This is a genomic window from Acidithrix sp. C25, assembly GCF_904848545.2.
Map to the genome: position 1 here is coordinate 585,856 of NZ_CAJHCI020000003.1, position 26,645 is coordinate 612,500.

The 26,645-nt window shown below is 46.4% G+C and carries 21 protein-coding genes, 1 rRNA gene and 1 pseudogene (1 of these 23 running past the window's edge); 8 read left to right on the forward strand and 15 right to left on the reverse strand.

Annotated features, from left to right (window positions below):
- Positions 1–616: 616 nt before the first annotated feature.
- From ACIDITHRIX25_RS000000101635 to ACIDITHRIX25_RS000000101655, 5 genes and pseudogenes are all read right to left on the reverse strand, one after another.
- On the reverse strand, positions 617–742 hold the full coding sequence (locus tag ACIDITHRIX25_RS000000101635; RefSeq protein ID WP_283770446.1) for a hypothetical protein: 126 nt from the start codon (positions 740–742) through the stop codon (positions 617–619).
- Between the two features lie 117 nt (positions 743–859).
- Entirely contained in the window at positions 860–1,597 is a 738-nt protein-coding gene (locus tag ACIDITHRIX25_RS000000101640; RefSeq protein WP_160291756.1) for a polysaccharide deacetylase family protein, read from the reverse strand.
- Positions 1,598–1,880: 283 nt separating this feature from the next.
- A complete protein-coding gene (locus tag ACIDITHRIX25_RS000000101645; RefSeq protein ID WP_152625912.1) occupies positions 1,881–2,606 on the reverse strand; it encodes a hypothetical protein in 726 nt (241 codons plus the stop codon).
- 490 nt (positions 2,607–3,096) lie between these two features.
- Positions 3,097–3,399, reverse strand: a pseudogene (locus ACIDITHRIX25_RS000000101650) (hypothetical protein); the annotation flags it as partial.
- Positions 3,400–4,286: 887 nt separating this feature from the next.
- On the reverse strand, positions 4,287–6,038 hold the full coding sequence (locus ACIDITHRIX25_RS000000101655) for an MGDG synthase family glycosyltransferase (protein WP_201732048.1): 1,752 nt from the start codon (positions 6,036–6,038) through the stop codon (positions 4,287–4,289).
- 31 nt (positions 6,039–6,069) lie between these two features.
- Between ACIDITHRIX25_RS000000101655 and ACIDITHRIX25_RS000000101660 the strand changes: the two genes are divergently transcribed.
- The 3 genes from ACIDITHRIX25_RS000000101660 to ACIDITHRIX25_RS000000101670 all read left to right on the forward strand — a co-directional run bounded on the left by ACIDITHRIX25_RS000000101660 (position 6,070) and on the right by ACIDITHRIX25_RS000000101670 (position 8,611).
- On the forward strand, positions 6,070–6,939 hold the full coding sequence (locus ACIDITHRIX25_RS000000101660) for a DMT family transporter (protein ID WP_052605121.1): 870 nt from the start codon (positions 6,070–6,072) through the stop codon (positions 6,937–6,939).
- 303 nt (positions 6,940–7,242) lie between these two features.
- Entirely contained in the window at positions 7,243–7,959 is a 717-nt protein-coding gene (locus ACIDITHRIX25_RS000000101665) for an alpha/beta fold hydrolase (protein WP_160291755.1), read from the forward strand.
- 370 nt (positions 7,960–8,329) lie between these two features.
- On the forward strand, positions 8,330–8,611 hold the full coding sequence (locus ACIDITHRIX25_RS000000101670; protein ID WP_082058546.1) for a WhiB family transcriptional regulator: 282 nt from the start codon (positions 8,330–8,332) through the stop codon (positions 8,609–8,611).
- An 822-nt stretch (positions 8,612–9,433) separates the two neighbouring features.
- Here the strand turns inward: ACIDITHRIX25_RS000000101670 and fdhD are convergent.
- A complete protein-coding gene (gene fdhD / locus ACIDITHRIX25_RS000000101675; protein WP_052605119.1) occupies positions 9,434–10,303 on the reverse strand; it encodes a formate dehydrogenase accessory sulfurtransferase FdhD in 870 nt (289 codons plus the stop codon).
- A complete protein-coding gene (gene mobA, locus ACIDITHRIX25_RS000000101680; protein WP_201732049.1) occupies positions 10,300–10,902 on the reverse strand; it encodes a molybdenum cofactor guanylyltransferase in 603 nt (200 codons plus the stop codon). The genes fdhD and mobA overlap by 4 nt, the downstream gene beginning before the upstream one ends.
- Before the next feature lie 290 nt (positions 10,903–11,192).
- Between mobA and ACIDITHRIX25_RS000000101685 the strand changes: the two genes are divergently transcribed.
- The gene (locus ACIDITHRIX25_RS000000101685) at positions 11,193–12,437 is read left to right on the forward strand and encodes a Rieske 2Fe-2S domain-containing protein (RefSeq protein ID WP_201732050.1); all 1,245 of its coding nucleotides are present in this window, start codon (positions 11,193–11,195) and stop codon (positions 12,435–12,437) included.
- A 748-nt stretch (positions 12,438–13,185) separates the two neighbouring features.
- Here the strand turns inward: ACIDITHRIX25_RS000000101685 and ACIDITHRIX25_RS000000101690 are convergent.
- The 5 genes from ACIDITHRIX25_RS000000101690 to ACIDITHRIX25_RS000000101710 form a co-directional block, all read right to left on the reverse strand.
- Positions 13,186–14,469, reverse strand: a complete 1,284-nt coding sequence (locus ACIDITHRIX25_RS000000101690) for an isochorismate synthase (protein WP_052605116.1) — start codon at positions 14,467–14,469, stop codon at positions 13,186–13,188.
- 13 nt (positions 14,470–14,482) lie between these two features.
- Positions 14,483–15,187: a ubiquinone/menaquinone biosynthesis methyltransferase gene (locus ACIDITHRIX25_RS000000101695; protein ID WP_052605115.1), complete on the reverse strand. Its 705-nt coding sequence runs from the start codon at positions 15,185–15,187 to the stop codon at positions 14,483–14,485.
- Positions 15,184–16,029, reverse strand: a complete 846-nt coding sequence (locus ACIDITHRIX25_RS000000101700; RefSeq protein ID WP_052605114.1) for a MerR family transcriptional regulator — start codon at positions 16,027–16,029, stop codon at positions 15,184–15,186. Before ACIDITHRIX25_RS000000101700 ends, ACIDITHRIX25_RS000000101695 begins: the two co-directional genes overlap by 4 nt.
- 461 nt (positions 16,030–16,490) lie before the next feature.
- Positions 16,491–17,411, reverse strand: coding sequence for a PPK2 family polyphosphate kinase (locus ACIDITHRIX25_RS000000101705; protein WP_200891205.1), 921 nt, complete (start codon positions 17,409–17,411; stop codon positions 16,491–16,493).
- A gap of 36 nt (positions 17,412–17,447) precedes the next feature.
- Entirely contained in the window at positions 17,448–17,903 is a 456-nt protein-coding gene (locus ACIDITHRIX25_RS000000101710) for a MaoC family dehydratase (RefSeq protein ID WP_052605113.1), read from the reverse strand.
- Between the two features lie 474 nt (positions 17,904–18,377).
- Between ACIDITHRIX25_RS000000101710 and ygiD the strand changes: the two genes are divergently transcribed.
- Positions 18,378–19,151 carry a 4,5-DOPA-extradiol-dioxygenase gene (ygiD, locus tag ACIDITHRIX25_RS000000101715; RefSeq protein ID WP_052605112.1) on the forward strand — a complete coding sequence of 258 codons (774 nt, stop codon included), beginning with the start codon at positions 18,378–18,380 and terminating at the stop codon, positions 19,149–19,151.
- Positions 19,152–19,504: 353 nt separating this feature from the next.
- Here ygiD and ACIDITHRIX25_RS000000101720 read toward each other — a convergent pair whose 3' ends face one another.
- Together ACIDITHRIX25_RS000000101720 and rlmN are read right to left on the reverse strand one after the other, a co-directional pair.
- Complete coding sequence (locus ACIDITHRIX25_RS000000101720) at positions 19,505–19,849, reverse strand: hypothetical protein (RefSeq protein ID WP_052605111.1); 345 nt, start codon at positions 19,847–19,849, stop codon at positions 19,505–19,507.
- Between the two features lie 143 nt (positions 19,850–19,992).
- Positions 19,993–21,054 carry a dual-specificity RNA methyltransferase RlmN gene (gene rlmN / locus ACIDITHRIX25_RS000000101725; protein WP_235347685.1) on the reverse strand — a complete coding sequence of 354 codons (1,062 nt, stop codon included), beginning with the start codon at positions 21,052–21,054 and terminating at the stop codon, positions 19,993–19,995.
- An 87-nt stretch (positions 21,055–21,141) separates the two neighbouring features.
- On the opposite strand from rlmN, the gene ACIDITHRIX25_RS000000101730 reads away from it, so the two are divergent.
- Positions 21,142–21,855, forward strand: a complete 714-nt coding sequence (locus ACIDITHRIX25_RS000000101730; RefSeq protein WP_052605127.1) for a VIT1/CCC1 transporter family protein — start codon at positions 21,142–21,144, stop codon at positions 21,853–21,855.
- A gap of 308 nt (positions 21,856–22,163) precedes the next feature.
- Here ACIDITHRIX25_RS000000101730 and mshD read toward each other — a convergent pair whose 3' ends face one another.
- A complete protein-coding gene (gene mshD, locus ACIDITHRIX25_RS000000101735) occupies positions 22,164–23,111 on the reverse strand; it encodes a mycothiol synthase (RefSeq protein ID WP_052605109.1) in 948 nt (315 codons plus the stop codon).
- Positions 23,112–23,499: 388 nt separating this feature from the next.
- On the opposite strand from mshD, the gene ACIDITHRIX25_RS000000101740 reads away from it, so the two are divergent.
- Positions 23,500–23,985 carry a type IV pilin protein gene (locus ACIDITHRIX25_RS000000101740; RefSeq protein WP_201732051.1) on the forward strand — a complete coding sequence of 162 codons (486 nt, stop codon included), beginning with the start codon at positions 23,500–23,502 and terminating at the stop codon, positions 23,983–23,985.
- Between the two features lie 1,646 nt (positions 23,986–25,631).
- Positions 25,632–26,645 (forward strand): 16S ribosomal RNA (locus ACIDITHRIX25_RS000000101745) (it continues 503 nt past the right edge of the window).

Sequence of the window (26,645 nt, forward strand, 5' to 3'; positions counted from 1 at the left end):
AGTCGCATTCCGCGAGGGGATGGGCTGGAATTGTTATCCTGAGTACCACAAACCCAAAAGAGCGCTCACATCCCAGTATCCTGCACGAACTCTCGGAGTTTCCGCACCCCAACAACCGCTGATACTAATTATTGGTCACATAAAAGGGGAGCGGGAGGGGAAGATCCCTCCCGTCTCCCTACTAAGTTCTGGCCTGCTGCGGATCAAACCCAGCGTTGGCTCCGTCGCTATCTGATACTTCAAAAGTAGCGGAGAGTGCAACTACTAATTTTGCGACAGCTACCGCATCGACCACTTCAATTGGAACCTGTCAGTCAAGTTGTTTTTCAACAGCCAAGGCAATTAGCTGTCAGGGAAATGCGGCAACCCGAGCGAGATAGTTCTTCATTCACTCGCAAATAATGCCCCTCCGTGTTGGGGCTACGGATACCCATTGCTTTGGCTTTTTGGACAATCGGTAACGCCTTCTTCTGTTACTAGCGCGATTAGCCCGTCCTTTACGAGTGATGATGGGGTCGTAGAAGTCTTCTTTTCGCCGCCGCCAACCACTGCCTTGGCATCTGGGCCAAATACGGTTGGATTTGTTATGGTTTTACAGTGACGTTGCCAAATGGGGCTAAGGCTCTTGCTCTCGTGCTACATCTATCGAGATCGGCTGGCAAACCGTTGTGCCAGTTCCTGAATTTGCAGTTATGCATCCCAGTCTGTAATGTGCCGATACAAGTCTCTCCTTTTGTTGCATCGGCAAGCTTGGCTCCTTTGGAACTTGGGTAATATCCAAGTATCTCTCCAGTCAAGTTTGCACTTCTAGGAGTTTGGCCTGCGGCATTATCGTCTTGGTAGTGAGCGTAAAGTCGATCTATTGATCTATTGTTATCGGGCTTAGTTCGATTTTGTTCAAATTGGCGAAATCCATGAGCTTTTTAAGACCACCGATAGTAGACCATGTGCTACCAGGAGCTGAAGTGCAATCTGAGTCATGGAGGAGAATTGTGCTGCCGCCAATTCCATGTCTCATTAGATCGGAGATGACCGATTCACTGGTGGCGCTTGCTCGCCAATCTCTTCCCCACGTTGTCCAGAGCCGAATCTTTAAGTCGAGTTTTCTCGCTGCAATCAATGTGCCAATGGAGATTACACCGTAAGGGGGTCGATAGTAGCGGATCTTTACTCCAGTGGCGGTCTCAACGATCTCTTTGGCCTTTGTCAAGTCGTATATTATCGTTCGTGTGCTTCGAAAGAGGTGATTTCGATGTTCGTAACCATGTAGTGCGATTTCATGGCCGGCCTGGGCTACAGCGTGGGCTAAGTTTGGGTGCGCTTCCACCATTGACCCGAGCATGAAAAACGTCGCATGGACGTTGTTCTCTTTTAGGATTTGGAGGACTTTGGGGGTTGAAACTGGATCTGGTCCGTCGTCAAAGGTCAATATGGCGCGACCTGCTTTTGTGACTCCCATTAGATCTGGAAAGAAACGTTGGGTAAATGGGAAGAACCACGTTGTTGCCGGTAGCGAATGAACCACTAGGGGGGGAGCAATAAGAGCTATCGTCCTTTTTATATAACGTGATTTTGACATCAGATTGATTTTAGCCATCGGGGTCTCTCTTTTAGGCACGGGTAACTTCAACATCGGTGATCCTTTGGGAAAATTGTTTTAAGTGTCTCTGATTAGAGGCGTAAATCCACCTTGGTGCCTTTAACAAACTGTGCGTTTTACCTTAGCCAGATTTCAGCTCTCTTTGGGAGTTGCGGGAAAGTCAGGCTCTTTATCGGGCTGTTTTATCTTTGCAGCACTTGGGGGATTATGAAGATTTTGATCACGAGATGAAGAGATGAAAGATCAAAGCATGAAGGTCAACACGGGGGCCCTAGGTTAGCTAGCAGACCCCAGCGTATCCAAATACGCCTACCCCAGGCGCTGGATTGTTGACTATGCCACTTGCTCCGGTTGAGGCTACCGATCCCATATGGACGACGTACCACTGGCCCCTCCAAGATATCAGAGATGCTATACCAATTGAGTATGTGGAGTTGCCAACTCGATAAAGTAATCGAGAGTCTCCAACATGCCAGTACCCGGTGTTTGAGTAGCAATTTCCAGGAGTTACCCAATTGGCGCTCCAACTTGGTACTGCAATGCCAATAAATTGAGCTGTCGATGCGTTGGCACCAAGGTAACTGTGGGCAGCCAGGATGTCAAGTTTGAATGCACCGAGAAGACGGGTTTGATAGTCGGAAGCTGGATTCGTGATTGTCTTTAGCGAGACGTAAGCGGATTCAGGAAAAAATGAAGGCAGCGCCAACGTGGGGTTGCCAGTTGTTATTGCATTCCAAAGATCGGCGATTTTGGTAATAAATTGCCGGCTATTCGTGCTAGGAAAGACACTGGTCTGTGGTAGGGTCCCAGGATCAACCGTTGTAGTCGTAGCGGGCACTGCGGTGGTTGTGGTAGTTCTCGGCACTATGGTGGACGTGAGTGCCTTCTGGGTCGCTGTTTGGTTGGATTTGCCTATGGCGTACAGTCCGCTAGCGATAACGACTAATAAAATTGCCGTTCCTAGCAGGATTCGTCGCACTAAAAATTTGGAACGGCGGTTTCTCATCTATGCTTTCAACTTCTTGTATTGGTAAGTATACCGTTTATCAGAATTAGAAAACACTGAGATCAACGGTACCGCTTTACCAAGAATAGTGAGTATATAGGTCGGTACGATTGGTAGTAATTCAGATATACCGAAAGTGTTCAGCAAAGTTGACCTTCGCGGCTTTCGGTTCTTTGAATTAATTTCCTGATCAGACTTTGACGAAGATGCCTTGTGCGCACTTTTTCGCTATCGCCCCAGCGATTATTTGATTTAGACCTGGGGATTGGCCCGATCCGAGTTGCTGTTCTTGATCAGCTCATTGCGGCCATATGGATTCATACTTATCAAGTTTCGTAAGCAAGAGCCATTTTGGAATCAGATTCGCGGAGTAGCGGATGTGGAGACGCAAACACACATGTATTGAGAAGTCGCTCTACCAAGGACATTTCAAAGTGCCTTCGGTTGAATCGGTATGCGAATTCCTCGAGGCATAAGTTGCTTATGTTCCTCACGTCCGTGGTATGTTCCGTCGATAAATTTCTTGCAGTTCCCTATCAGGATGTTGAGCCATTTGAATGTTACATGTGCTTGTTCGTCTTTGGATAGAGTGAACCCGTGCGCTAGTCCAAGGTCTTTCAGCACATACCCCGTAACTTGGGTTACCATCACTTATCAGCTTGGTGTCGGAATCTAAACGTCTCACAAAAACATCTTTGGGTGATTTAGCAGTGGTATCTTTGATTACTTCCATGAAGCAATGAGTAGGAGCACCATTGCTAATCGACACTCCAATTAGGACATTGGTTTGTTTTGTTCCCTTTCCTCTTCTGCCTTCGCCATGGCTCTCACCACCTAAAAAGAACTCATCTACTCAGGCGTTTTCTCCAAGTTTGTATAAACCATCTCGGTCAGCCGGTACGCTCAGCCATTGCTTTTCGTAGCTTATTTAGCATCAACCAGCCAGTCGAATAAGATACTTGAACGAATTTAGCAGGGGCTCTGATGGCTAGGGGGTAGTAGCCGAAAGACCACGCTTGTCGTTGGACAATAGATAGATAGCAGAAAACCACTCGGAAAAAGAGATATGACTTCGATGAAAGATGGTTCCGGAGGTAACGCTAGTTTGGCGGTGAAAAGATTTACATTGAAAAAGTGGAGCTCGAGACGCTGCATTTCTTGAAATGATTTGGCCTTACTAAAGTAAATTGATCGAAGTCACACTTTGGACATCTAAATCCCTCATAGCATAAGCAATTTGATCAAATGATCTTCACATGCTTCTTGCGACGCGGAAGCGTACCATAAAGCCTGAGATATCTACCTAGACAGCTTTATTGAACATCTGTTCTACTAAGGATTAGCTCCAATCTGGTCTCGGTGAAGGCGAAACTTACGAAACTTGATAAGTATGTATGGATTTGTCTGGGATTTTTTTCGGATCAGGATGGAAGCTCCAAGTGGCAAAAGTTCGCTAGATGAATCTATATTTGTATTTTAGTTTTGAAGCGATGACTGGGTATGGATCGTTGAGTTTTGTGACAAGTTTGACTTGATCTAAAATCTGCACTTAGGTTTGAAGTTTGAGACAAAAGGGTGCCACGATTCATTGTCTTGCCGGTGAGATTTTAGACAGCTTCAATGCAGCCTTTGAGCGTGGGCAGTTGGAGCTGACCTAAAGGGTAATTTCCTATTGGACTTTTATGATCCTATTACAGATATCGGAAGTAGGGTGAAGTTGTTCTTCTTCAAGATGGATTCCATCCATGCAATATGCTTTTCGACCTGCGGGTTGGTCATTCCTGTGGAATTGATCTCATAGACACGACCCTTACTTGGTATGAACTTGGTTAGGCTTTCGACGACTACGGCTTTGACCAAGGGTACGTGAGAAAGCGAAGCCCACGCTAGGTCTACACTATTTACCACTCCGACCGGCGCGTAAACAATCGATTGCAGACCAGTATCGGCCAGAATTATCTTTTGAGATTTCGTTGCATCTTCGATAGGGGCGAAGATACGTAAGCCAGAGTTTATCGGCCATCCGCCATTGACAATCGTCACACCGGCTGAAGCTAAAGCTCGTACTTGGTCAGGGTAATGAAGTGCGATTGGTCCAGTGATGACAGCGCCTATTCCTGAGTCGGCAAGTTGGTGGATTAGCACAGGGTCAAAGATTGACCGAGGTGTCATTGTAACCAGTGCGTAGGCATAAGGTGAGGACATGGATGCTGTGCCGACATTTAGCTGAGTAGTTGTCGCATTGACCGCAATGTTCGCGCCGCTAATTATTACCAACAGTGCCATTGCGAATTTGACCAAGACTCCGACCGGTCCGTGGCCGGTTGACCTCTGGCGTCTTGGAGTTTTGCGTTGGTAGTAGTCAACTTCAATCATCTTACCTGGATCACATACAAAGACTTGAGATGCTCGCTTGGTGGTAAGTTCTGGATTCGCTGTCAGCTCATGGACGGTTTCAATAAGCTCCTTCGGACTTTTTGCCCAAAGGGAGACTCCCGATGCTTCCATCTCGATTACGTTTCTCAAGCCATGGCCCTTGATCGGGTTGTACGAGACGACCGGGACTCCTGCCGCAAAGGCCTCAAGAGCTGTAAGGCCACCAGCATTCTGAATCACAACATCGCATGCGCGCATGAGATCTGCCATACGGTCGGTCCAACCTATGACGCGGCCGACATTCAGTTTTGAAAGATCGTCATAAAGTGCCTTGTTCTTACCACAGACTACGACCGGGAAGATATCGTGAGAATTGCCTAGCGTCAACAAGGTATCTTTTAGATCTCCAACGCCCCAACTGCCTGCAACTATTAGTGCTGAAGCAATTTTTTGAGGTATTGAGAATTCATCCCGAATCGATTCCCGCTCCATATCTCCTATGTGGTGGAATCGCTCAGATACCGCAGGGCCGCTTACCATGGGAGTTTTGTTAACTAGTCGTTCAACTTGCCTTACGGAGATGTTGTGAACTGCTAAATATGCATCGATTCCTTCGTCAACCCACATAGTATGCACAGAAAAGTCAGTTAGGAAAGTGTAAGCAGGAACCTTCATGGGCCTCAGTACAGACCGACGAGCTCGTCCTAGGACTAGTGAAGCAAATGGGTAGGTGGTAAGGACGATGTCGGCATCGACCTCCTTGATCCACTTTCTGATTCTTGGGAAAAATATGAAATAAAAGATTGAGACGATTGGGGGCTTGATTGCTTTGAATGATGCGAAGATACGAAATAGCGCTTCGTAGCTCCATTGGGCATGATCTAGCTGTAGCTCGTAGGTGCGCTCGAGAATTTTTCCGATTAGAGGTGCAGCATCAAGGAAGTCTCTAGTTTCGACATCAAAGCCCCTACTCGTAAGCTGTAGGGCGATTTCCTTAGCAGCTCCGTCGTGTCCCGCTCCCATTCTGGCGGACACGATAAGCACGCGTTTTGGCATAAAGATGTAACCTTTTCTTCAACAGACTTTTATGGTGTACATTTTCTCAATTATTTCAGCAGTATTATTTTCCTTAGCTGCCTTTATTCAGCATCGGCAGGCTCAGCGCACACCACACTCAACCAACCTAAGGCTATCTTTGATTTCAAAGCTAGTTAAACGACCCTATTGGATCCTAGGCGTTTTCTTGGATCTATTGGCCTTTTTGGCTCAGTTCGTAGCACTAAAGCTCGGTCCTCTTCTAATCGTTCAACCAATTTTAGCCTTCGGCCTTACTTCAACTCTCCTCCTGGAGGCTATTTTTGGCGCCCATAAAGCGTCTAAGCGTGTTTTAGCTCTATCTTGCGTTTCTGCTCTTCTTTTGGCGCTATTTTTGGCAACTACCACCTTTGGATCTAGCCAAAGGGTCGTTTCGATATACGTCGGAACTTCTCTGAGCGCGTTTTGTGTAGTTGCATTTTTAGCCTTGAGGTTCTTTGGTGATAGATTGAACCCTACTCAACGAGGAATTGCGATGGGCGCTGCGGTGGGAACCTTGCACGGAATTGCCACTTTTACCACAAAGGTCCTTACGACGACCGTCGCATCCTATGGCTTTATTGGCGCACTGTCGAAGTGGCCCATCTATTCTCTCGTCATAATTGGCGCTATTGATGTAATTTTGACACAGTCGGCATTTCAAAAGAGCTCTCTTTCGGTTGTTATGCCCCTTATCAATGTCCTTGAGCCGGTAATCGCAATGGCACTTGGAGCAACCATTTTGGCCGAGACGATCCGGTCGCGCTTGGGGGGATTTGGCCTTCTTGCGATACTTGGGACGATCGCTTTATTGTCAGTGTTTGTTTCGAGGTCCGCCTCGGTCCTTGTGATTCAGGCGGATCAGAATCAGCTAAATAGTTGATTGGGATGTCGTTTGTTGGGCCGTAAGGCCTGCTAGGAGTTAGAAAGTTGGCACGACCTGAGATATTGACCTCTAGGGCACATATCCTCATATTAGTTTTCTCGGGCTTTATTTGACAGAGTGTTGTCTTTTAGCAATAGCGGCAGCCAGGTTGGGGTAGCTTAGTTTTTTATTGGTGCCAACCGTTTTTGGTCATGGCGCGATTGAGTTCAAGGGTTTGAATTGAGTCGGTATTTTTTTGATTTGACGAGGAAATGTTGGCTTTCTTCGCAAGACTACGTTGTCTCAGATAGTTGTCGTTCGGTGATACTGTTAGTTCATGGACAGCCCGGCAACGGGGAGCTTTGGGGGGATCTACCCAGCCATCTGGCGGATAGCTTTGATGTTTTGAGCTACGATCGGCCAGGTTGGGGTAGTAACTTAGATGAGCCTCTTGATTTGGCAGGTAATTCCCGAATCCTAGACGAAGAGATCAAGAAGGTCCGAAGCGCGTTTTCTTTGACGGGCAGCGGCTCACGACCGTTGGTGGTGCTCGGCTATAGCTATGGTGGCGCCATCGTGTTGGGCTCAAAGGAGGTGGTAGATGACGAGTCCATCTCGGTCCTACTTGTTGCGCCTGCAGCTGAGGTAAGTTCAATTGGAGAGATGGACCGGCTCTTTGAGACTAAATTTGTAGGGCAACTGCTCTCTTTGATCTCTGCAACTCTATCTAAAATTGCCACCCGCGATAAAGTTTTGGGAGTGCTTCGCCATGCTCATTCGCTTTGGTACGAATCGGTTACAATGCGTAGTGATTTTGAAGCGCTGTCAAAGACATTGCCACTACAGCGGCCAGTCATTGTCGTTGCCGGCCTTCGCGATCGAATCGTTCCACCAACTTCGATCTCCAAGCTGGCATTTTGGCTAAACAATCCAGATATCGAATGGGTTACCCATGGATCTCACTTGGTCGTCTGGCGATCTCCGAATGTGATCGCAGAGATAGCTCGTTCGCGGGCCGTTAAATCACGAAAAGTTTAGGATTTTTTTGGTATTATGAATAATTAGTTACAAAAATAAAAAAAATAATAAATGAAACTAAGTTGAAACATGGTTAACTTGTACTAGAACTTGTATTATCAAGTTGTTTACCAAGTTGTGACAAAAGGTTAAGGTCGGATCGACTCGTAGAGAGGCGATATCGGTCGAGTTTGCAATGGAATGTAAACAACGAGGGGACGTATCGATTCGTCTAGGCGAGTAGGTCTGATGTGTCGATAGATGTGTCTTTATCTTTATGGTAGGGACGTTTGTATGTACTGGATGGCTTTTGGCTGGGGGCTAAGAGAAGTCAAGGATCTGAAGGTCTGGTTTTTTGCACCAATTCCGGAGGTTGTGAACGGTGGAGTCTATGAAGCAAGCAACGTGGAATTACGAATATTGGCGACCACGAGCACTGTGTAAGGATTATGAGCCTACTCTTTTCTTCCCAGTAGGGGTTACAGGGGAGGCTGAGGTTCAAATTCGATCTGCTAAGGTCGTTTGTGCGCGCTGCCCAGTTGCGATGCAGTGTCTTGAGTTCGCGCTTCGAACAAATCAAGAGTACGGAATTTGGGGCGGAAAAGACGAGGAAGAGCGCCGAGTTATTCGAAGGATGAGACGACAGCGCCGTAAGTTGGCTGCTGCATCTTAGCAGTATTTATCGACTTTAATTAATTCTCGTCCTTGTTGAAAAGACGTAGTATTGACCTAAGTCTTATTTCGCAAAGCTGTTTTTATGAAGCCGACCGTGAATATATCGCTAATTAATATTGATTCGGTTATTTAGTGTCGAGCATTGGCCTATTTCGCAAGTCCGTAAAGAGATAATCTGCCTAGTAACGGGATATATGCATCGATTTTGTAATTAATTGAAAATGAAGTGGTAATACAAGATGATTTGATTGAAACAAGTTCCAGAAGTTGCATTATTACTTGGTTTTTATTTGGCTGCACGCTGGTGATTGCGGGCACAAATGAGAGTTGATATTTTGGTTAGGTGACTCCAAATACCGGATAGTGATTTTTTATCATTTTTCCCCATGGGGATGGAAATTTGCGCCCGATTTTAACTTGTGCTGGGCTTTATCGGGTTGTATTTGCTACCGAAGAGGAAGAAATTGGGATAGGACTGTCTTTTGGTTCTTGTGATTTTTTATCCAATTGGACTTTGGCCCACGAGTAGGTTTTGATTTTTGTCCGTGTCTTCTGTGGTATTTTGGGTCGTGTTTTTTGTTGTGAGTGTAATATTTAAAACCTTATCCTCTAAATCAAGTTTTCAGGTTTCCCCTAGCTTGTTTTATCCTATTAAGAAACCAGCAGTATTATGCTTGATTTATCTTTGATGCCTTAGTTCGGGGTTAGGATGGATAATAGATCGCCTTATTTTTTTATCCGATAGAAATCGCGAAGTCATTAATTTTTGATATCGCTTGGGTTTGGCCTTTTTCTCCCTTCGATGATTGTTTCTGGGGCCCTAAATGATTCTCTCGGGGTGTGAGTAGATGTTAAATCGACGCATCGATGTGAAGCCTACAACTGTTAGATTTGCACGATCTGCAAGGTCGAGTGCCAATGAGCTGGGAGCGCCGACTGCAACCACGATTTCGACTTTGGCCATCAGGGCTTTTTGAATCAACTCTAAGGCTATCCTGCCTGAAAGAACCGCTATTTTGTCTTTGAGAGGGAACTGGTCTTTGACCAAAGACGCACCGATTGCTTTGTCTAAAGCATTGTGGCGACCTACGTCTTCTCGGACCAAGAGTGCCTCGCCTTTTAAATTAAAGATTCCCGCGGCATGTGCGCTTCCGGTTTTATGAAAGAGTTTCTGTCTTTTTCTAAGGGAATCAGGTAATTCGAACACGATGGACGAATCGACACTGACTGTCTTTGGAAGTGGCGACTCATCCTGAAAGATGTCATCCAGAGTAGTAGTGCCGCAGATTCCACAAGCGCTTGAAATAGGGGTCGACCGGTTTCGTTCGATTACCTTGGAAGTTCTGAGTGTGACTGTTACTACGTTGTAACGTTGTTCCTCACTTTCGACGAGATTGCAGTAGCAGACATTAGCAAGATGACTCTTTTCTTTGATGACACCTTCACTGATAAGATAGCCGATTGCCAGATCGAAATCATTTCCAGGAGTACGCATTATGGTTGCAAGTCGAAAAGGATCGCTCGATTGGTCGTTTATTCTAATCTCAAGTGGCTCCTCGGTTAGGACCTCGTCGCTCTTTGAGCGACGAGTAGAACTAGTTGCCTCTGGGCCGGATTGGGATCGTTCAATGGTAGTTATCAACCGATGGGTGGTCGAATGGCGCAGATTTCCTTCTACCTTAATGCTCACAATATCCTCCGGGTTACTTTAATTCGCTTTAAATCTTTGGGTCTATCAACGTCGCTAAATGGTGAAAGTAGTCCCGAAGTCCGCCATTTGCAGTTGTCAAGTATTACAGTGGGGCCGGCGATAGCTTTTGATGTCGGGATATCTGGATCTATTGATGATAGTTCAATGGCTAAGTCGAGTGATCGGCAAGACCATCGGCTCGCCAGAATTTGACGGTGTCCATCGTAGGGTATGACATTGGAACTACTCGGAAAATATGCAATGGACCTAAGGACCTGGGGAGTGAGAAGGGGCATGTCTCCGGCCACGACCAGAAGGCCCATTGGGTCTCTACTATGACGGGCTCGAATGTGAATCCAAGCAATGGCGATCGCAGATAAGGGTGATTTATCTTCGGTCTCTGGGACCTGGGGGAAGTTGCTGTATGATCGTCCTGCTTCGTATGCGACTCCACCGAGGTGAGCTATTGCCATAATCGGAAAGTCAATCACACGTGAAGCACCCAGGTTAGCCTTTAGCTTGTCTGTTCCAAAGCGTGATGACCGACCTCCACTTAGCAACAAGGTGGTTGGAGGTGCCGAATAAACATTTGAGTTCACTATGAGAATGTTAGTAATCCACAAGGAATAAAGCGTCGCGCTCCCTTGGCGTTGGTCGGTTCGGGCTAAAGAGTTCTATGATAAAGGTGCAAGATTTTCGTCGTACCTTTTGATTTATTATTTAAATCATTTTCAGGCGATCTCGACAGAGGGTTGGTCTTGATCAGCGATTGTTCAATGAGATCTAGTGAACTTTACGATGATTTTGAGGTGGTAGTTTATTTTGGGTGATAAAACTATCGCCTAAAAGGGCTCTAGCTTTAATGTTGGGTTTTTAGAAAGGTATCTTTTTGGGAGTAACTAGGGCGCAAAAGATGACTCCAGGATGGATACTTTTGCCGTTGCGCATCTTTTTGGGAATTACATTTACATTTGCAGGCGGCCAGAAGCTTGCAAATCCGGCTTTTTTCAACTCTGCTAATCCAGCCTCGATTCAAGCACAATTGAATGCATATGCGCTTAGGAGTCCCCTACACCTGCTGCTTCAAATAGCGATGAAGGCTCCGGTGGTCTTTGGAGTTTTGATTGCTGTTGGCGAAATTGCAGTTGGAGTAGGCATTTTGCTGGGGGTTTTTACAAAGGTGGCCGCATTCGGTGGCCTAACGATGTCATTCATTTTATTTCTCTCAGTTTCGTTTCACTCCAATCCCTACTACACCGGTTCAGATATCGTTTTTTGCTTCGCATGGACACCGTTTTTATTTGTTGGTGATGGTGGAGTTATGTCGCTAGCCAACGTGATATCAAGACGTCGCCACCCCTTATTGGCTGAACCGTCAGCATTGATCGCGGGTATCGAATTTTCACGCATCATGCGAGTCTGTGGCAACTTCGACGATGGTAAGTGTGCGAAGTTGGATGGTTTGAAATGTAATCAGCGGTTATGTCCTGTGCTGAACGAGTTTTTTGTTAGCGGTGGTGGCCAAGAGGATCCCAAGACATCGCATCGACCATATTACGATTCGACTCGTCGAAGATTTGTAGTAACCGCTGGTGCCGCGGGAGGTGCTGCTGCTCTTTTAGGCGGTGCAAGCGCGGGTTTCGGGCGCGCACTTGGTTCGTCAAAGTCATCGTTCGGAGTTGCCGCTTCAAATTCAACCAATTCAACAAGTCCAGCTTCGACTACAACTTCTACTACCACACCATCTTCCACTACCACTACCTCTGTTTCAACGGCGAATGCAGCCAAGACGAAGAAGACTGTCGCTGCGTCGGGTCCAGTTCCCAAGGGGACTCCGGTAGGACCAGCCACTGGAGTGCCGGTGGGCAAGGTGGCATCTTTTGTCGACCCAGCATTAGGACAACCAGCCTATGTGCTTCATCCTAAGACTAACGAATTTGTGGCTTTTTCAGCCGTTTGTCCTCATGCGGGATGTACGGTTCAGTATGCCGGATCTGATCTTTTTCAATGCCCATGCCACGGCTCTCAATTTAACGCACTGACAGGTGCGGTATTGCAGGGTCCAGCACCTAGGGGCCTTACCCCAATAAAGGTTGTCGAGGGTCCCAATGGGCAACTTTATGTTGACGGCTGAGCCACCAAGGCCATGAGAGTTCCTGCAATGCCAAGATCGCGCTCGGGCGATCTTGGCATTGTTCTTTTATTTTTGCACCATCGCTACCTGGGAAAATAAGAAGTTTTATTATGCAACCGTGTCGATCAACTCGCTTTTGGAGTTTTGGCCTGAGACCAAAGGTGACTAGATAGTATTTGTAGCTTTCTTTGTGGAACTCTTGATTTTTAGATTTTCTTCGAAATGCTAAGAGGGTTTGGGGATATTGTTAGGGATATGGGTCCGGATGAATTGATAACGAGAGGGCTCGCGATGAATTCATCCGAGGGAATCTCTTAAGGCCATAGGTATTTTGCACCGTCGGTTTATGAAAATATGAGCTGCTTTTCTTGGTGAAACATTGTCGGCTAAGGCTGAGCGTGCCATCGAGCAGACAGGCAGGATAAATTGTCCTAATGCGGCTTTTGACCTAAAGTCTTTTGAGTTACTTTTGGGTGTGTTAGCTCTTTTGGCCTTGTGCGACTTTGATAGCACTTAGGACTTACCCCGTGCAGCTATTGTATTCTGGGTAAATTCTTAGGACGATCAAGAGTATCTTTAATTTGGTTTTCAATGCAATAAGCAAGATGTGTTAATGGCCATTGAGAAACGAAAAGTCAACGCAATTTAGGGGCCATGGAAAATGAGCATAGGCGGCTATATTCATCCATTTTCTAATGGCCGTTGACAAGATGCAAGGAGCTTTGACCCAGTGCATCTTGATTGGCTTTTAAGTGACAATGGGTAGCATTGCCGTCAACTTAGCCTGGACCTCTCTTAGTTCTTCATTGGGATCTGACTCATTTACAATTCCAACACCAGCTTGAAATTCAATTTCTAATCCATCGATCGATACAGTTCTTATCGTTAGATGCCACTCTCCATCACCACTTAGGTTCTGATATCCTATCGCTCCTGCATAGAGGTGTCTAGGTTCGTCCTCAATCTCTTGTATGAATGCTACTGCTGCTGCTTGAGGAATTCCAGCTACAGCAGGGGTTGGGTGGATCTTTAGCAGCAGATCAATAGAGTCTGTGTTCATTGGATCACGCAAAAGGCCTCTAATGGGTGTGCCAAGATGACAGATATCTCCGAAATTGGTGATACTTGGTGTCGTTGGGATATCAATACGCGCGGTACATTCGTTAAGGCGTGATGTAATGTGGTCGGTTACTACTCTGTGTTCGTGGTTGTCTTTATAAGAGGCGAGAAGGGCGCTCTCGTTTCCTGTGGAAGCAGTCCCTGCCAATGGGTGACTTTCAAAGAAGTCGCCCTCTCGCCTGATTAGCAATTCTGGCGTGGCACCAATGAGATCTCCATACGAAAACGAAAGGGCACCTGGATACCTCTCGATCAATCGAGATAGGGAACGCATTCGATTTAGCGGTTTTTTGAGGTTTAGGGTAGTTCTTCTGGAGAGGACGATCTTTTCGAATTCTCCGTTTCGAATCCGGTCTATTGCACTTATCGCTTGATTTAGCCAGCTTTGGTCGTCCACCGTAAAGGCCAGATTGGAAGGAGCGCAGCAGTCACCACTACAGGCTTCCTCGTGTGGCTTGATGATTTTGCCCGAGAGTGAGTCGGCTAGTGCGGATAACTTGTTTGCGGCGTCGTTTTGATCTGAACCAATTACCGCGAGGCGGCTTTGTTCTTCTGTGATGTTGATCACAAAGCTAGGTACGTAGAGATATGTTGGTTGAGTCTTAGGGTCGAACGGAATGAGGCCGAAAATATCTATTAGTGATGCCGTTTCGGGCCTATCTACTTTGAAATTTGAAGTGATTTCACGGATCTTGGACTTTGGATCAAGCGTTTGTGTGGTCAGGTAGGGACCACTCGCAAGCACCATCAATCCAGGTCGCATGAAGACGATTGCACTGCCGTTTTGTATTTCGTCGCGAAAGATCCCCATGACACGATCTTTGTTCAGCGATTCCCCCAAATTACAGCTGTTTGCAAATATTAGACCCTCTTCTTCGATTGGACGTGATGGTAATTCTTTTCTATTTTGCACTGCGGCTAATCTCCTACGCCTTTGTTGCAGTAATGACTTGAGCGGCACCCATCATGAAGTACTTGAACTCAACTGCTTCAAAGCCAGTCCTCTTTATCAATGCTTTTAGTTCATTTTCTTCTGGAAGGTATGATGTGGAAGCAGGCAGATATTTATAGGCTTCCCTAGAAGACAGGGCAGCTCCAATAGCAGGTACGATCCGATCAAAATAGATGCCGTGCAGTTCTTTGATAATTGGCCTTTTCGGACGAGCAACTTCGACTAATGCAACCTTGCCGCCTCGGCGTAGCACTCGAGCCATCTCAACTAAAGTCGCCTCCAGATCAACGAAATTTCTTAGGGCGAATCCACATGTTAGGCCGTCAAAACTTCCATTTTTGAATGGAAGTTTTGACGCATCACCTTGAATTAAGTCGTGTTGATTTGATGCCGCAAGCATACCGAACGAGAAATCGATACCGACTACTCGATAGTTTTTACTTCCAAGCATTCTCACAAAGTCTCCAGTACCACAAGCTACGTCAAGCATCAATGAATTTGGACGAAGCCCAAGTTGCGCAATGGCAAAGGTGCGCCATTTTAGGTCCATTCTCATAGTCATCAGACGATTCACGAGATCGTAACGAGGCGATATTGTGTCGAACATCTTTTGAACGTACTGTGCCTTTTCACCGGGGCTAGGCAGGATTGATTGGATAGCTCGATTTGGTCGATTCATCTGTCTTTATCACCTTTTAGAAATTTGTCTTCGTATAACTTTGTGACTATTTCAGCTTCCAGAGGAGAGGCTGTTTGGTAGAACTTATTTTGAGCACGAATGGTCAAAAGCCTCGAGAAATGAAGAGAAATAAGTTCTCCGAGTGTCTTTTGGATTGTGGAGAATGTCTTGAATTCCTGCTCGATCTCGTTCTTGCTGGCGTCTTCAGGAACCCTGAGGTGGTGTTCGAATAACTCTATTGCGTCATCTATCGTTGATTCCATTCGCAATGCATGGTCTTTGGCGATCGATAGAAGATCCGAGAAAGGTAAACCATATCCGAGAAGTTCAAGGGCAGCTTCGGCCATTCGTATATCATCGGAGTTGAATATCTCTTTTTCGCCTACTGTAAGTGGATGCAGTATGCCTTCTTGAATCATGGCTTTGACGAGTGGTACCGGAATCCCAATCTTGTTAGAGAATTCTTCAAAACCCAGGGCTATAGGCGGTGTTTGCGAGGGCCCATCGAACAAAGCTTGATTTAGTCGTTCCGAGATATCCTTCAAAGAGAAACCTACCGCCCTAAGCTGGCTGATTCTTTGTAGACGTTCGAGGTGCGATCTGCAATATAGGCCACGTCGACCGACTCGAAGCGGGGGAGGCAGGAGCCCTTTTTGCTGGTAAAACCTTATTGTATCGATAGATACCTGAGAAAGGTTTGCCAATTCATCAATGGTGAGCTCATCCTTTTCGACCGATTGACCTACCTCGGACGAATTTTCAACTTCGACGGCGTCATCAGATCTTTTTTGCCCCTCGGAATGGTTATGGGACGAGTCAATGCCTGACGATTTTATTGTCATACTCTAATTGTACTAGTGCTAGCTCTAATTGAGTGAGCTTTTGCTCTAATTGATTTTACTCACTCGACTATTTGGGCGTTGCAATGTCTACACCTCTCGTAAGCTCTAGAAGTTGGTCTGTTGCACTGTGAGCATATGTAGACCTTTACTTTTCGGGATAGGATCGATCGGGAAGCAGAGACCAGCATACCGCCGATTGCAATCACAAACAAAAACTCGATTGCGTCTCTAATGAGTTTCATCTTTAGACGTCCTTTTTTGTCGGTTCGGTCATCTCTGAGGTGGAGTGAACGAAGAGTTTATTCCGAGAGCGCAAGTCTTTTGGACTTTGATCTTGCCCACAGTCCATTTTTTGATTGGGCGACCACTTTTGGGCCAATGACGCTTGCTGGCTATGGATTTAGATATCTCTTGGAATTGCTAGGGGGTCATTGGTCCAATAGCTAAGTGTCGCATAGCTCTTACTTGATAACAACCTTAGATAGGTTTGGCTCTGGTGGTGGATACTGCGGGTTCATCTTTGTTATGGTGTCGACCAAGAGGTTTACGATTGCCCAGTCCCGGTACCACTTGTGGCGTGCTGGCACTACATACCAGGGTGCAAAATCAAATGAAGTTTGTGAAATTACCGATGAATAGGTTTCCATATATGGAGTCCATAGCTTCCGGGTCTCTAAATCGGCGCTCGAGAATTTCCAGTTTTTTTCAGGGATGTCAATGCGCTCTTGCAATCGTTTTTTCTGTTCGTCCTTTGATATATGCAAAAAAATCTTTATGATCGTCGTTCCTGAATTGGCAAGGTTGGATTCGAAGGCCTTGATCGTATTGATTCTGCGCTCTTGTTCATGTGAATCGATCAGCGAGAGGACCTTTGTGGCAACTACATCTTCATAGTGAGATCTGTTGAATATTCCGATTTCCCCCTTAGCGGGAAGTTTGGAGTAAATTCTCCAAAGAAAGTCGTGTTTGAGTTCCTCTCCTATCGGTGCGCGGAATCCGCTAACATCTACCCCTTGAGGGTTCACCCCTCCGAAGACACGTCTGATTGTGCCGTCTTTTCCACCGGTATCAAGCGCTTGCAAAACCATGAGAAGGCTCCGCTTGGACTCCGCCCAGAGGCGGCCTTGAAGTTCTTCGAGCTGAACGTGAAGTTTTGCGACCGCTTGATCTAGTTCTGCCTTGCTGGAGGTAGTTCCAGGTGTTGCGGTTGAATCAATCTCTGAGAGATTGATCTTTTTGCCAGGGTGGACCAATAGATGGCGCTCGGCGTGGGTTGACTCGCTCATAGTTTTGTCCTTTAATTTGTCGCCAAAGAGGCGATTTATGTCAGGGTGAATAGCCATGGGAAGAAATTGATATCCACTTTCTTCCCATGAATTCATCACTAAGGCATTGTCCTTAGATTCTAGGTGTCTTTGCTAGAGATAGTATCGAAAAACTAATTGGGCCACGAGGGATGGCTTTGGGGCTCCTTCGACTTCGATTGTCACGTCGACCTGGTTTTGGACTCCTCCTGCAATCTCTTCGACGCCAGCGATTGCCGCTCCAAGTCGAATCTTGGAACCGGACGGAACAGGAGAAGGAAATCGGACTTTATTTGAGCCATAGTTCACACCCATTTGAACACCCGTCATCGTCATAACTTCCGTCATTAACGTCGGCACTAGGGATAGCGTGAGATATCCATGCGCTATGGTAGTTCCAAATGGCCCTGCTTTGGCCATCTCTTCGTTTATATGTATCCACTGATGATCACCTGTTGCATCAGCGAACGCATTTATTTGTTCTTGAGTCACAATATGCCAATCTGAATATCCCAGATGTTGGCCGACCATAGCTTTTAGCTCTTCAATTCCATTAATAACAGTTGCCATGTACTATTTCTAGCACCCTGGAATTTGGTGGGCCAGAGATTTTGATATTGCCAGCACTATTTGAGGGAATTGCTCTCTGACACAGTGGAATATTCTTTGGTGTGATTGCTCTTTTTGCGAGTCGAATCCCCTCCATCAGTTCTATTGCTACTTCTTCTTTTATCTATCGTCTAAAAGGATTGGTTTGTCGATTCGATTAGTGTGCGAGCGGTATCTAGCTCATCCATTGATTTTGGTGAACCTGGCAATTATATGGCCTTTGTGGTCTTTGTCAAACGATATTCATGAGTATTGCCTTTATGCCTGAAATTTCATAATCAATATCTCGAGGCTGTCTTTAGGTGAATTTTCCATGGCAGAGGTCCGAAACTATCAGTCGGGAATTTGTTGAGGGAGAGTTCGGTTAGCTAGGATAGTTAGAAACAAGTTGCGTACGCAACTTGTTTTGTCGATTTGATATTTTTAAAGGACGTCATGACTGAAACCTTAAAGCCAACTTTTTTTGGACATGGAAGTCCGATGAATGCGATTGAAACTAATAGATATTCGCAAGCCTGGCGGGAATATGGACGTTCGATTCCAACACCTAGAGCTGTTCTAGCGATCTCTGCCCATTGGTACATAGGTGCTACGGCTATCACCACAATGAATGTTCCCCGAACGATCCACGACTTCTATGGTTTTCCCCAGCCACTTTTTGATTTTCAATATCCAGCGCCCGGGGACTCAGAGGTTGCCAAAGAGGTCATTGATTGCGTAAAGCCGCTTTGGGTCGGTTCGGACGAAGATACGTGGGGATTAGACCATGGTACCTGGTCGATCTTGTGTCACATGTTCCCAGAAGCTAACGTTCCAGTACTCCAGCTTTCTATCGACTCTACTAAGGACTTTTCTTACCATTTTGACCTAGGAAGAAAATTGGCAGCCTTGAGCGAACAGGGCGTATTGATAATGGGAAGCGGCAATGTTGTTCACAATTTAAGAAGGATTGATTGGTCTTCTCCCGATGGGGTCTTTGACTGGGCACGCGAGTTCGATCTAACGGTGTCTGGCATTTTGGCGACCGATCCAAAGGCAATCCTAGGGATCGAGGATAATAAGAACTACCGACTTTCTTCGCCCACGCCCGATCACTTTCTGCCGTTGGTATATCTGGCTGGGATGGCTTATGAGACAAAGTCGGATATTTCAAAGATTATTGAGGGGTTCAACTATGGATCTCTCTCCATGGCAGCCTATTCTCTGTAGAGGTGAGATCCTTTTGGGATCGGTCTCCGATCTATAGATCGATTGGCGTGCGGATATACTTGCACTTTGTAGACCTATCCATACAGTGGTCATGATTGTAATGGTCGTTGGGAACTGCAAGTTAGTTGCCACGAAAAATGCACACAGGTGGCCATTACTTTTGCATACTTACCTCTAGCCACGGTTTCGGCTTTTCACATGTTGCATAGTTTTGTATGGTCGAGATCTAGTAGGGCCTTTATTTGGTGATCTATCTCATATTTGAAATTAAAGAAAAACCGGAGGACCTTTCGAGGTCCTCCGGTTTTTGTTAGCTGTGCAAAGCTAGTGGTTCTGGAATGGGAATGTGTGGTTTATCGGAAGTAATATCGCTTATATTCCCTAGAAGAAGGATGGATAAGGAAAGCTACTACGATTCCGCGAACCAAAATCGTAACTAAACCGGCGAAGAAGAGACCTTTGGAGATGTACAGAAGGTAGATCAATACCGGCACGCTAGCTCCAACCAGCGCTACCCAATATCCCCATTTTTTTTCGTTTGCTAGGCCGAAGGCTCCGACCGCTTCCACCAAAGGAAGTAAAATGCCAAGTCCGCCGAAACCAAAGACCAGGTCAAGTACAGCATTCAGGTAGAGCAAGAGCTGTGCGGTGTTGAGCATCTGCGGAAGAGAACGATTATATAATCGCATTTGTTGCATTTTAACTCCCTAACGCTTTCGCGTTTTATCTTACCAAATCGAAGTTCTTCATATAGAAAAACTTACTTTCTGATTATCTATCATAAAATTGTGGCTCCGGTTTGATGAGCCTGTTAAGTTCCTTGGAAGACCTTACTAGTTTTTCAGTCAATCGGATCAGGTCTTGGCGAAGAAGACCTCTTTCGTGGGCTCATTTGAGTGGTCAATTGCCCGCACGCTGCAGCTATCTGATTTCCTCTGTTCTGGCGGATTGTTGCATTTACATCTAGCTCTAAAAGCCTATTTCGAAATCCTTCGACGATTTCAATTGGGGAACCAGGATACGGCCAGAGCGGTGTCGGATTCAGTGGGATCAAATTGACGTGAGCACTTAATTCTCGCGCGATCTCGGCAAGCTCAAAAGCATCCGCTGGGGAGTCGTTGATTCCATCCATCATCGCCCATTCAAAGGATATTCTTCGATTTTGCTTACTTTGGTAATACTTAAGCGCTTCGATGATTTCACCCAGAGGATATCGGGAATTGATTGGTACGAGCTTTGATCGCTTTTCATCGTTGGCGGCATGGAGGCTAACTGCCAATGAAATTGGCATCGGTGAGTCTGCAAGCCTTCTAATCCCAGGAGCAATTCCAACCGTTGAGATAGTTATATGGCGAGCAGAGATTCCAAATTCGAAGTTGATCGCTCCTATAGCGTCGATCACGGCATCGTAGTTAGCCATAGGCTCGCCCATGCCCATAAATACGATGTTGGACAGTCTTCCTCCGAAGATGTCTCTAGACGTCCTAGAGGCTCTGAAGATCTGTTCTAGAATTTCGCCTTTTGTGAGATGGCGAAAGAAGCCTGCTTGTCCAGTGGCGCAAAAGACGCACCCCATTGCACATCCTGCCTGCGATGAGACGCAAAGGGTGACTCGATCCGAATAGGCCATAAGGACTGATTCGATTTCACGCGAGTCAGAAAGTGAGTACAAGGTCTTGATCGTCTTTTTATCATCCGTAAAGAGCACTTCCTTTTCAGATAGAGCCAGAGACATCTCACCCAGGGAGCTCAAATGCTCGCGAAGAGCTTTTGGCAGGGTTGTTAGTTCGCTTGGGAGCGAATAGTTCTTATAGAGGCCATTCCAAATTTGGTCAAAACGATATCGAGGCTCATTTTCAATAAGTCCTTTTAATTCGCTACGACCTAAGTCAAAGAGAGTCATTGTCAATTACGCTTAATGTTTATGGGTATTAAACCGGGGAACCTTACGGAATTGATTCATAAAAAATCAAAAGAAGTTAACAATTCTATGATCAATGACGATCAGGCCATGCATGATGGTCATCGTGACATTAGTGGCGGCGCTGCCAGGGCGGCAGTTTTTGGAATATCTGACGGCCTAGTATCTAACGTGACGTTAGTGCTAGGAGTTGCTGGAGCACATCCTAGCTCTGGTCTTGTTCGTTTGGCAGGATTAGCTGGCCTCATTGGCGGGGCATGTTCAATGGCTATTGGTGAGTTTGTCTCGATGTCAGCTCAAAGGGAGTTATTCCAACGTGAAATAGCTATTGAAGCCGCAGAAATAAGCAGGAGACCTGAGGGTGAACAGCGTGAGCTCGCGATGATCTATGAGTCTCGCGGCGTACCACGAAAGGTGGCCGAAGAGTTCGCATCACACATGATGCTTGACCCTGATATTGCGCTCGCAGCACACGCCAGGGAAGAGCTCGGAATGGATCCGTCCTCGATTGGTTCTCCAATTCAAGCAGCAATCTCGTCGTTCGTAGCTTTTGCCGTTGGAGCTCTTCTTCCTCTTTCCCCCTGGTTTTTCACCACGGGGTCGGCGGGTATCGTGACTTCAATCATAATTGCAGTTATTGCGTCGATTGTAATTGGGGCGGCATTGGCTTGGGCGACGGGTCGTAGTGCATTCAAGACGATTGCTAGACAGCTTATTTTGTCGGCCATTGCCGCCGGCGCTACCTACACGGCCGGTAGATTGATTGGATTCTCGGGGGCCTAAAGCGCCTCTGTGAAAATTGAATTTCGCTTGACCAATCAGTGAAGTTGACTTCGGGTCGTCTTTGTCGTCGGCTCAATGCACGGAATTCTTTTAAGTCTTTACGTGAGGCAATTTCGCTTTGGAAGTTGGGTTTAACGCTTTGTGGCCGCAGTTGGCGCTAGAACCTGGAAGTGTGATTTTTCTTGGACTCTAGTGCCACTCGTGGCTGGCGCGGAATGACAGACAAACACATAGGGCATTTTGAAGATCGACTCTTTTGAAATTCCCTATGAAATAGCTCGCCACTCTTTTATTTTAGGATGGTTTTATCATCCAGTTTTATCATCTATAGGTGAAATGTCGGTGGGTGAAATATCGGCGACATAAGCAAAGTCAAAGTGATCTGGATGAAACCCTAGATGGCGATACATGGCTAGCGCATTGGTGTTCTCTGCATCGACATATAGCATTGCTAATGGCATGCCAATGGATGCAAGGTGTTGCAGTCCTGCGATTGTTATTTTGCGACCAATGCCCATACCACTAAATTTTGGGTCTACTCCTATTACGTATATCTCGCCCATTCTAGGGCTCGAATCACCATGGACCTTGGTCCAGCAAAAAGCAGCTAACTCCTCATCGACAAAGTGCAAAAGGAAGCCGCTACCGTCAAACCAAGGTTCCTTTTGTCGCATCGAAAGTGTCTCATGAGTCCAACCTCCTTGTTCGGGGTGGTTTGCAAATGCTCTGTTGTTGACATGCAGCCATTTTTCATCATCTTTCCCAACGACAAAGGGACGAGTGTCGATTTTGGTTTGGGAATGCCAGTCCTCTAGCGGCAGTGGTCGTCTCATCTGTATCAGCTGTCGACCAGCTACAAAGCCAGCTTCTATAAGAACCCTTTCTAGCTGGGAATTGTTGTTTGAGAGCCATACGTGCACATGGCCGCCACCGTGTTTTGCAATTTCACCTAGGGATCGCTGGACTAGCGCGTGTGAAACCCCCATCTTTTCATTGCGGGCCATCGGGTGTACTACAAGTTCTAGTGCCCAGCTATCGTTTCCAACCGAGATCTGGGCGTAACCTACAAGTCCTTCAGAATTTATGGTGCGTGCGGTGAAACCCCACACGCCTTTTCTCCCGCCATGGACAAGGTCAAGCCAGCTGTGGTCTCCAAGCGCTTTGTGCTTGTCGAAACTTTCGGCATCGCTTACTAGCTTTGCGATATTACTGATCTCTTCTTCGCCGCTGCGAAGTGCAATTATCAGTTCTTCCATACCAGAAATCCTAATGTGTTTTGATTGGCACCATTTTGGGTTATGAAACTTTAGAGCCTTGGCGCTGGTTTGCTTTTTGTTGATAGGCGAGCGCATTTGTGCATCGAGGGTTGAATTTGAGGAAATTAGTTGAGCTCTGTGCCGACCATATTTTTGCGCATCTTTGTATTCGGTGGCTCGCAGAACTGCCCTCAGCGCGGCTCACTTGGAACTTTTGACCGTGAAGGGCCGACAATAAATTTGTGGGAACGAGATCCAGTTTTAAGAAAGCTTAGATATTTCTCTAAAGAAATTTTTGAATTTTATCGAAGAGTTAAGTGGCGGTACAGGAGAGATTCTCGTGTTCATTGGCCGCCAAAACATGGACGTGACCAAAACAGGAGATCCAATGAAGGCAATCAAACATTTTTTACATAGAGACCATGAAAGCGACGATGGCTTTACCCTCATCGAATTGATGGTAGTGGTCCTAATCATGGGAATTCTCATGGCAATTGCCATACCGACATTTTTAGGAGCTCAATCGGGGGCTCAGAATGCAGCGGCTAAGTCTGACGTTACAAATGCGCTTACTGCCGCGAAGTCTTATTTCACCAACAGCTCGGGGACTTATAGCGGCTTGACCACTTCGGATATGAAATCCTTGGAACCGTCTTTGACGTACGTTGCTACAGTGCTCGCCTCTGGAGCATATGCGCCAAGTACAGTTGCGGTCGTCAGTGATGGGTCGGGGGGCATATGTCTCACCGAACTGTCTAAGACGGGTATTTACTATGGCGTCTATGATCCAGGAAATGGAGCCATTAAATACATGAATGGCACTACGTCGCCTACGTGCGGCACTTCGTACGCTTTGACTGCTTGGACTGAATGAGTTCTAAACGTGTGATAAGCGGATAAGTTCGAGTACGACGTTTCGATGGCATGGACACACCTAGGTTTACGGTGCGTCCATGCCAGCGTTTTGCTCTTACCGCACCAAGCGATGTTGTTAGTTGGCTTGGTTGGGATAGGTCCTTTTCAACTTTAATCAAAGTCCCCTTCAAATGTTATTTTTGAGAGTCTAGCTAAAATTGCGGCAAGAATCTGGAATTGTCGTTGTAGCTAGGTTCAAAAGATTCCTATCAATTCCTTGGGCTGACCCAAACGGGAGATCTAATGAAGGCTTCCAAGATGTTTCTTCATTAGAGTTTATGATAGTGATGATAGCTTCACGCCGATCGAATTGATGGTAGCGATCCTAATCATGGAAATTCTAATGGCGATTGCCATTTTGGCATTTGTTAGGCGCTCAAACCAGCGCCCAGGATGCAGCGGCTACCTCCAATATTACTAATGCGTTCTTGGCGGCGCAGGTGTTTTATACAGATTATGGTAGCTACAAGTCGATTAGTGGTCCTGTGTTAGATTCACTACAGCCCGCGTTGTTGTTTGTGACTGATGGTTCAGTTCTTTCGAGCGTTCCTAATGGGGTAGAAGTTTTGCATGATACTCCCAAAAAGGCAGTATGCCGTTTTGAATTACTCGGCTTCAAGCATTTATTTTGGGGTAAACGACAATCCCTCATTAGGTTAAAAACTTTTACTTAGACAGTCTTGCAGCTCGGTACTAGCGATGGGTTTGATAGTGTCGAGCTGGCCGTACTTCTAGATTTCTAGTAAAATTAGCATTACCTATTGACCATAGAGAGTCCTGACCAGGCAGAGGTCAGGAATTCTGATTGCTACTACTAACTGTTTACAGCCGGGCATACCGTTCGCGACACGGTGGATATAAATAGTTTCCAGCTTCACGCCTCGTCAAATGGGTTTGAGATCAGTGGTGCGATTTGGCAGATTCCGCTCATTCCCTTCCACCCCTCACCCCCCCCCCACAAACATTTTTCAAAAAATCCAAACAAAATTGCAGCAACTCACCATCAACCCTTATAGATTTATAAGTCCGCTTTGAAAGCCACGAAACATTCGTGAAACACAAATGCGAAGGAATTCTGAGATCATTTCTTATTCCACAAGGGAAAAGAGCTCTTGGGCTCCTTGAACTAAGGCATAAGAGATGATCCAACGGAAACACTTTTGTAGCGAAAGTGAAAGCTAGTAGTTAGCTAAGGCCTTAGATATGATTTATCTATCAAAAGGACAAGCTAACTTCTAAAAGCTAACACCTAGCTATATAAGGGCCGCTCCTTGACAACGAAATAGGATGAGAAGCATAGCTAAATGAGATTCATATAGCGTGCATTCGAATTACAGCCAGTTTTGGTCTGTTGAACGACTTTCATATCTACAGAGTCGTAACGACTCACTAGGTGAGTCAATGACAACTAACTGATAAGTATCAAATAACTTAGGTACTTACTAGCCAAAGCCAAAGACACATATCACCTCTTAGAGAAACGAAGACACCTGTTCTTATGAATTCGATCAACAACTTCTAAACAAGTACAGACCTAATCAATTCAAAAATTTTGAGAAACTCAAAAAAACAGTAATTAGCTTGAATTAAGCTTTTTCATCAATTTCGATGGAGAGTTTGATCCTGGCTCAGGACGAACGCTGGCGGCGTGCTTAACACATGCAAGTCGAACGGTTTATAAGGGCTTGCCCTTATAGATAGTGGCGAACGGGTGCGTAACACGTGAGCAACCTGCCCCAAAGTTTGGAATAACACCGGGAAACCGATGCTAATACCAAATATGCTCACACTATCACAAGATAGAGTGAGGAAAGTTTTTCGCTTTGGGAGGGGCTCGCGGCCTATCAGCTTGTTGGTGAGGTAACGGCTCACCAAGGCATCGACGGGTAGCTGGTCTGAGAGGACGATCAGCCACACTGGGACTGAGACACGGCCCAGACTCCTACGGGAGGCAGCAGTGGGGAATATTGCGCAATGGGCGAAAGCCTGACGCAGCAACGCCGCGTGGAGGATGAAGGCCTTAGGGTCGTAAACTCCTTTCAGCAGGAACGAAAATGACGGTACCTGCAGAAGAAGCTCCGGCCAACTACGTGCCAGCAGCCGCGGTAATACGTAGGGAGCAAGCGTTGTCCGGATTTATTGGGCGTAAAGAGCTCGTAGGCGGCTTGGCAAGTCGGATGTGAAACCCCCAGGCTTAACCTGGGGCCGCCATTCGATACTGCTATGGCTTGAGTTCGGTAGGGGATTGTGGAATTCCCGGTGTAGCGGTGAAATGCGCAGATATCGGGAGGAACACCAATGGCGAAGGCAGCAATCTGGGCCGACACTGACGCTGAGGAGCGAAAGCGTGGGAGCAAACAGGATTAGATACCCTGGTAGTCCACGCCCTAAACGTTGGGCACTAGGTGTGGGACCTACTTCGACGGGTTCCGTGCCGTAGCTAACGCATTAAGTGCCCCGCCTGGGGAGTACGGCCGCAAGGCTAAAACTCAAAGGAATTGACGGGGGCCCGCACAAGCGGCGGAGCATGTGGCTTAATTCGATGCAACGCGAAGAACCTCACCTGGGCTTGACATGTTGGGAAAAGCCGTAGAGATACGGTGTCCATTAGGGCCCTTC

Coding starts and splice junctions, on each gene's coding strand:
- ACIDITHRIX25_RS000000101710 (WP_052605113.1), bottom strand. CDS start 17,903: ATGGCAACTGTTATTAATGGAATTGAAGAGCTAAAAGCTATGGTCGGC.
- ACIDITHRIX25_RS000000101720 (WP_052605111.1), bottom strand. CDS start 19,849: ATGCAACAAATGCGATTATATAATCGTTCTCTTCCGCAGATGCTCAAC.
- ACIDITHRIX25_RS000000101700 (WP_052605114.1), bottom strand. CDS start 16,029: ATGACAATAAAATCGTCAGGCATTGACTCGTCCCATAACCATTCCGAG.
- ACIDITHRIX25_RS000000101635 (WP_283770446.1), bottom strand. CDS start 742: ATGCAACAAAAGGAGAGACTTGTATCGGCACATTACAGACTGGGATGC.
- ACIDITHRIX25_RS000000101740 (WP_201732051.1), top strand. CDS start 23,500: ATGAAGGCAATCAAACATTTTTTACATAGAGACCATGAAAGCGACGAT.
- ACIDITHRIX25_RS000000101730 (WP_052605127.1), top strand. CDS start 21,142: ATGATCAATGACGATCAGGCCATGCATGATGGTCATCGTGACATTAGT.
- ACIDITHRIX25_RS000000101645 (WP_152625912.1), bottom strand. CDS start 2,606: ATGAGAAACCGCCGTTCCAAATTTTTAGTGCGACGAATCCTGCTAGGA.
- ACIDITHRIX25_RS000000101640 (WP_160291756.1), bottom strand. CDS start 1,597: ATGGCTAAAATCAATCTGATGTCAAAATCACGTTATATAAAAAGGACG.
- ygiD (WP_052605112.1), top strand. CDS start 18,378: ATGACTGAAACCTTAAAGCCAACTTTTTTTGGACATGGAAGTCCGATG.
- mshD (WP_052605109.1), bottom strand. CDS start 23,111: ATGGAAGAACTGATAATTGCACTTCGCAGCGGCGAAGAAGAGATCAGT.
- ACIDITHRIX25_RS000000101660 (WP_052605121.1), top strand. CDS start 6,070: ATGGTGTACATTTTCTCAATTATTTCAGCAGTATTATTTTCCTTAGCT.
- ACIDITHRIX25_RS000000101695 (WP_052605115.1), bottom strand. CDS start 15,187: ATGAATCGACCAAATCGAGCTATCCAATCAATCCTGCCTAGCCCCGGT.
- ACIDITHRIX25_RS000000101655 (WP_201732048.1), bottom strand. CDS start 6,038: ATGCCAAAACGCGTGCTTATCGTGTCCGCCAGAATGGGAGCGGGACAC.
- ACIDITHRIX25_RS000000101705 (WP_200891205.1), bottom strand. CDS start 17,411: ATGAATTCATGGGAAGAAAGTGGATATCAATTTCTTCCCATGGCTATT.
- ACIDITHRIX25_RS000000101670 (WP_082058546.1), top strand. CDS start 8,330: ATGAAGCAAGCAACGTGGAATTACGAATATTGGCGACCACGAGCACTG.
- rlmN (WP_235347685.1), bottom strand. CDS start 21,054: ATGACTCTCTTTGACTTAGGTCGTAGCGAATTAAAAGGACTTATTGAA.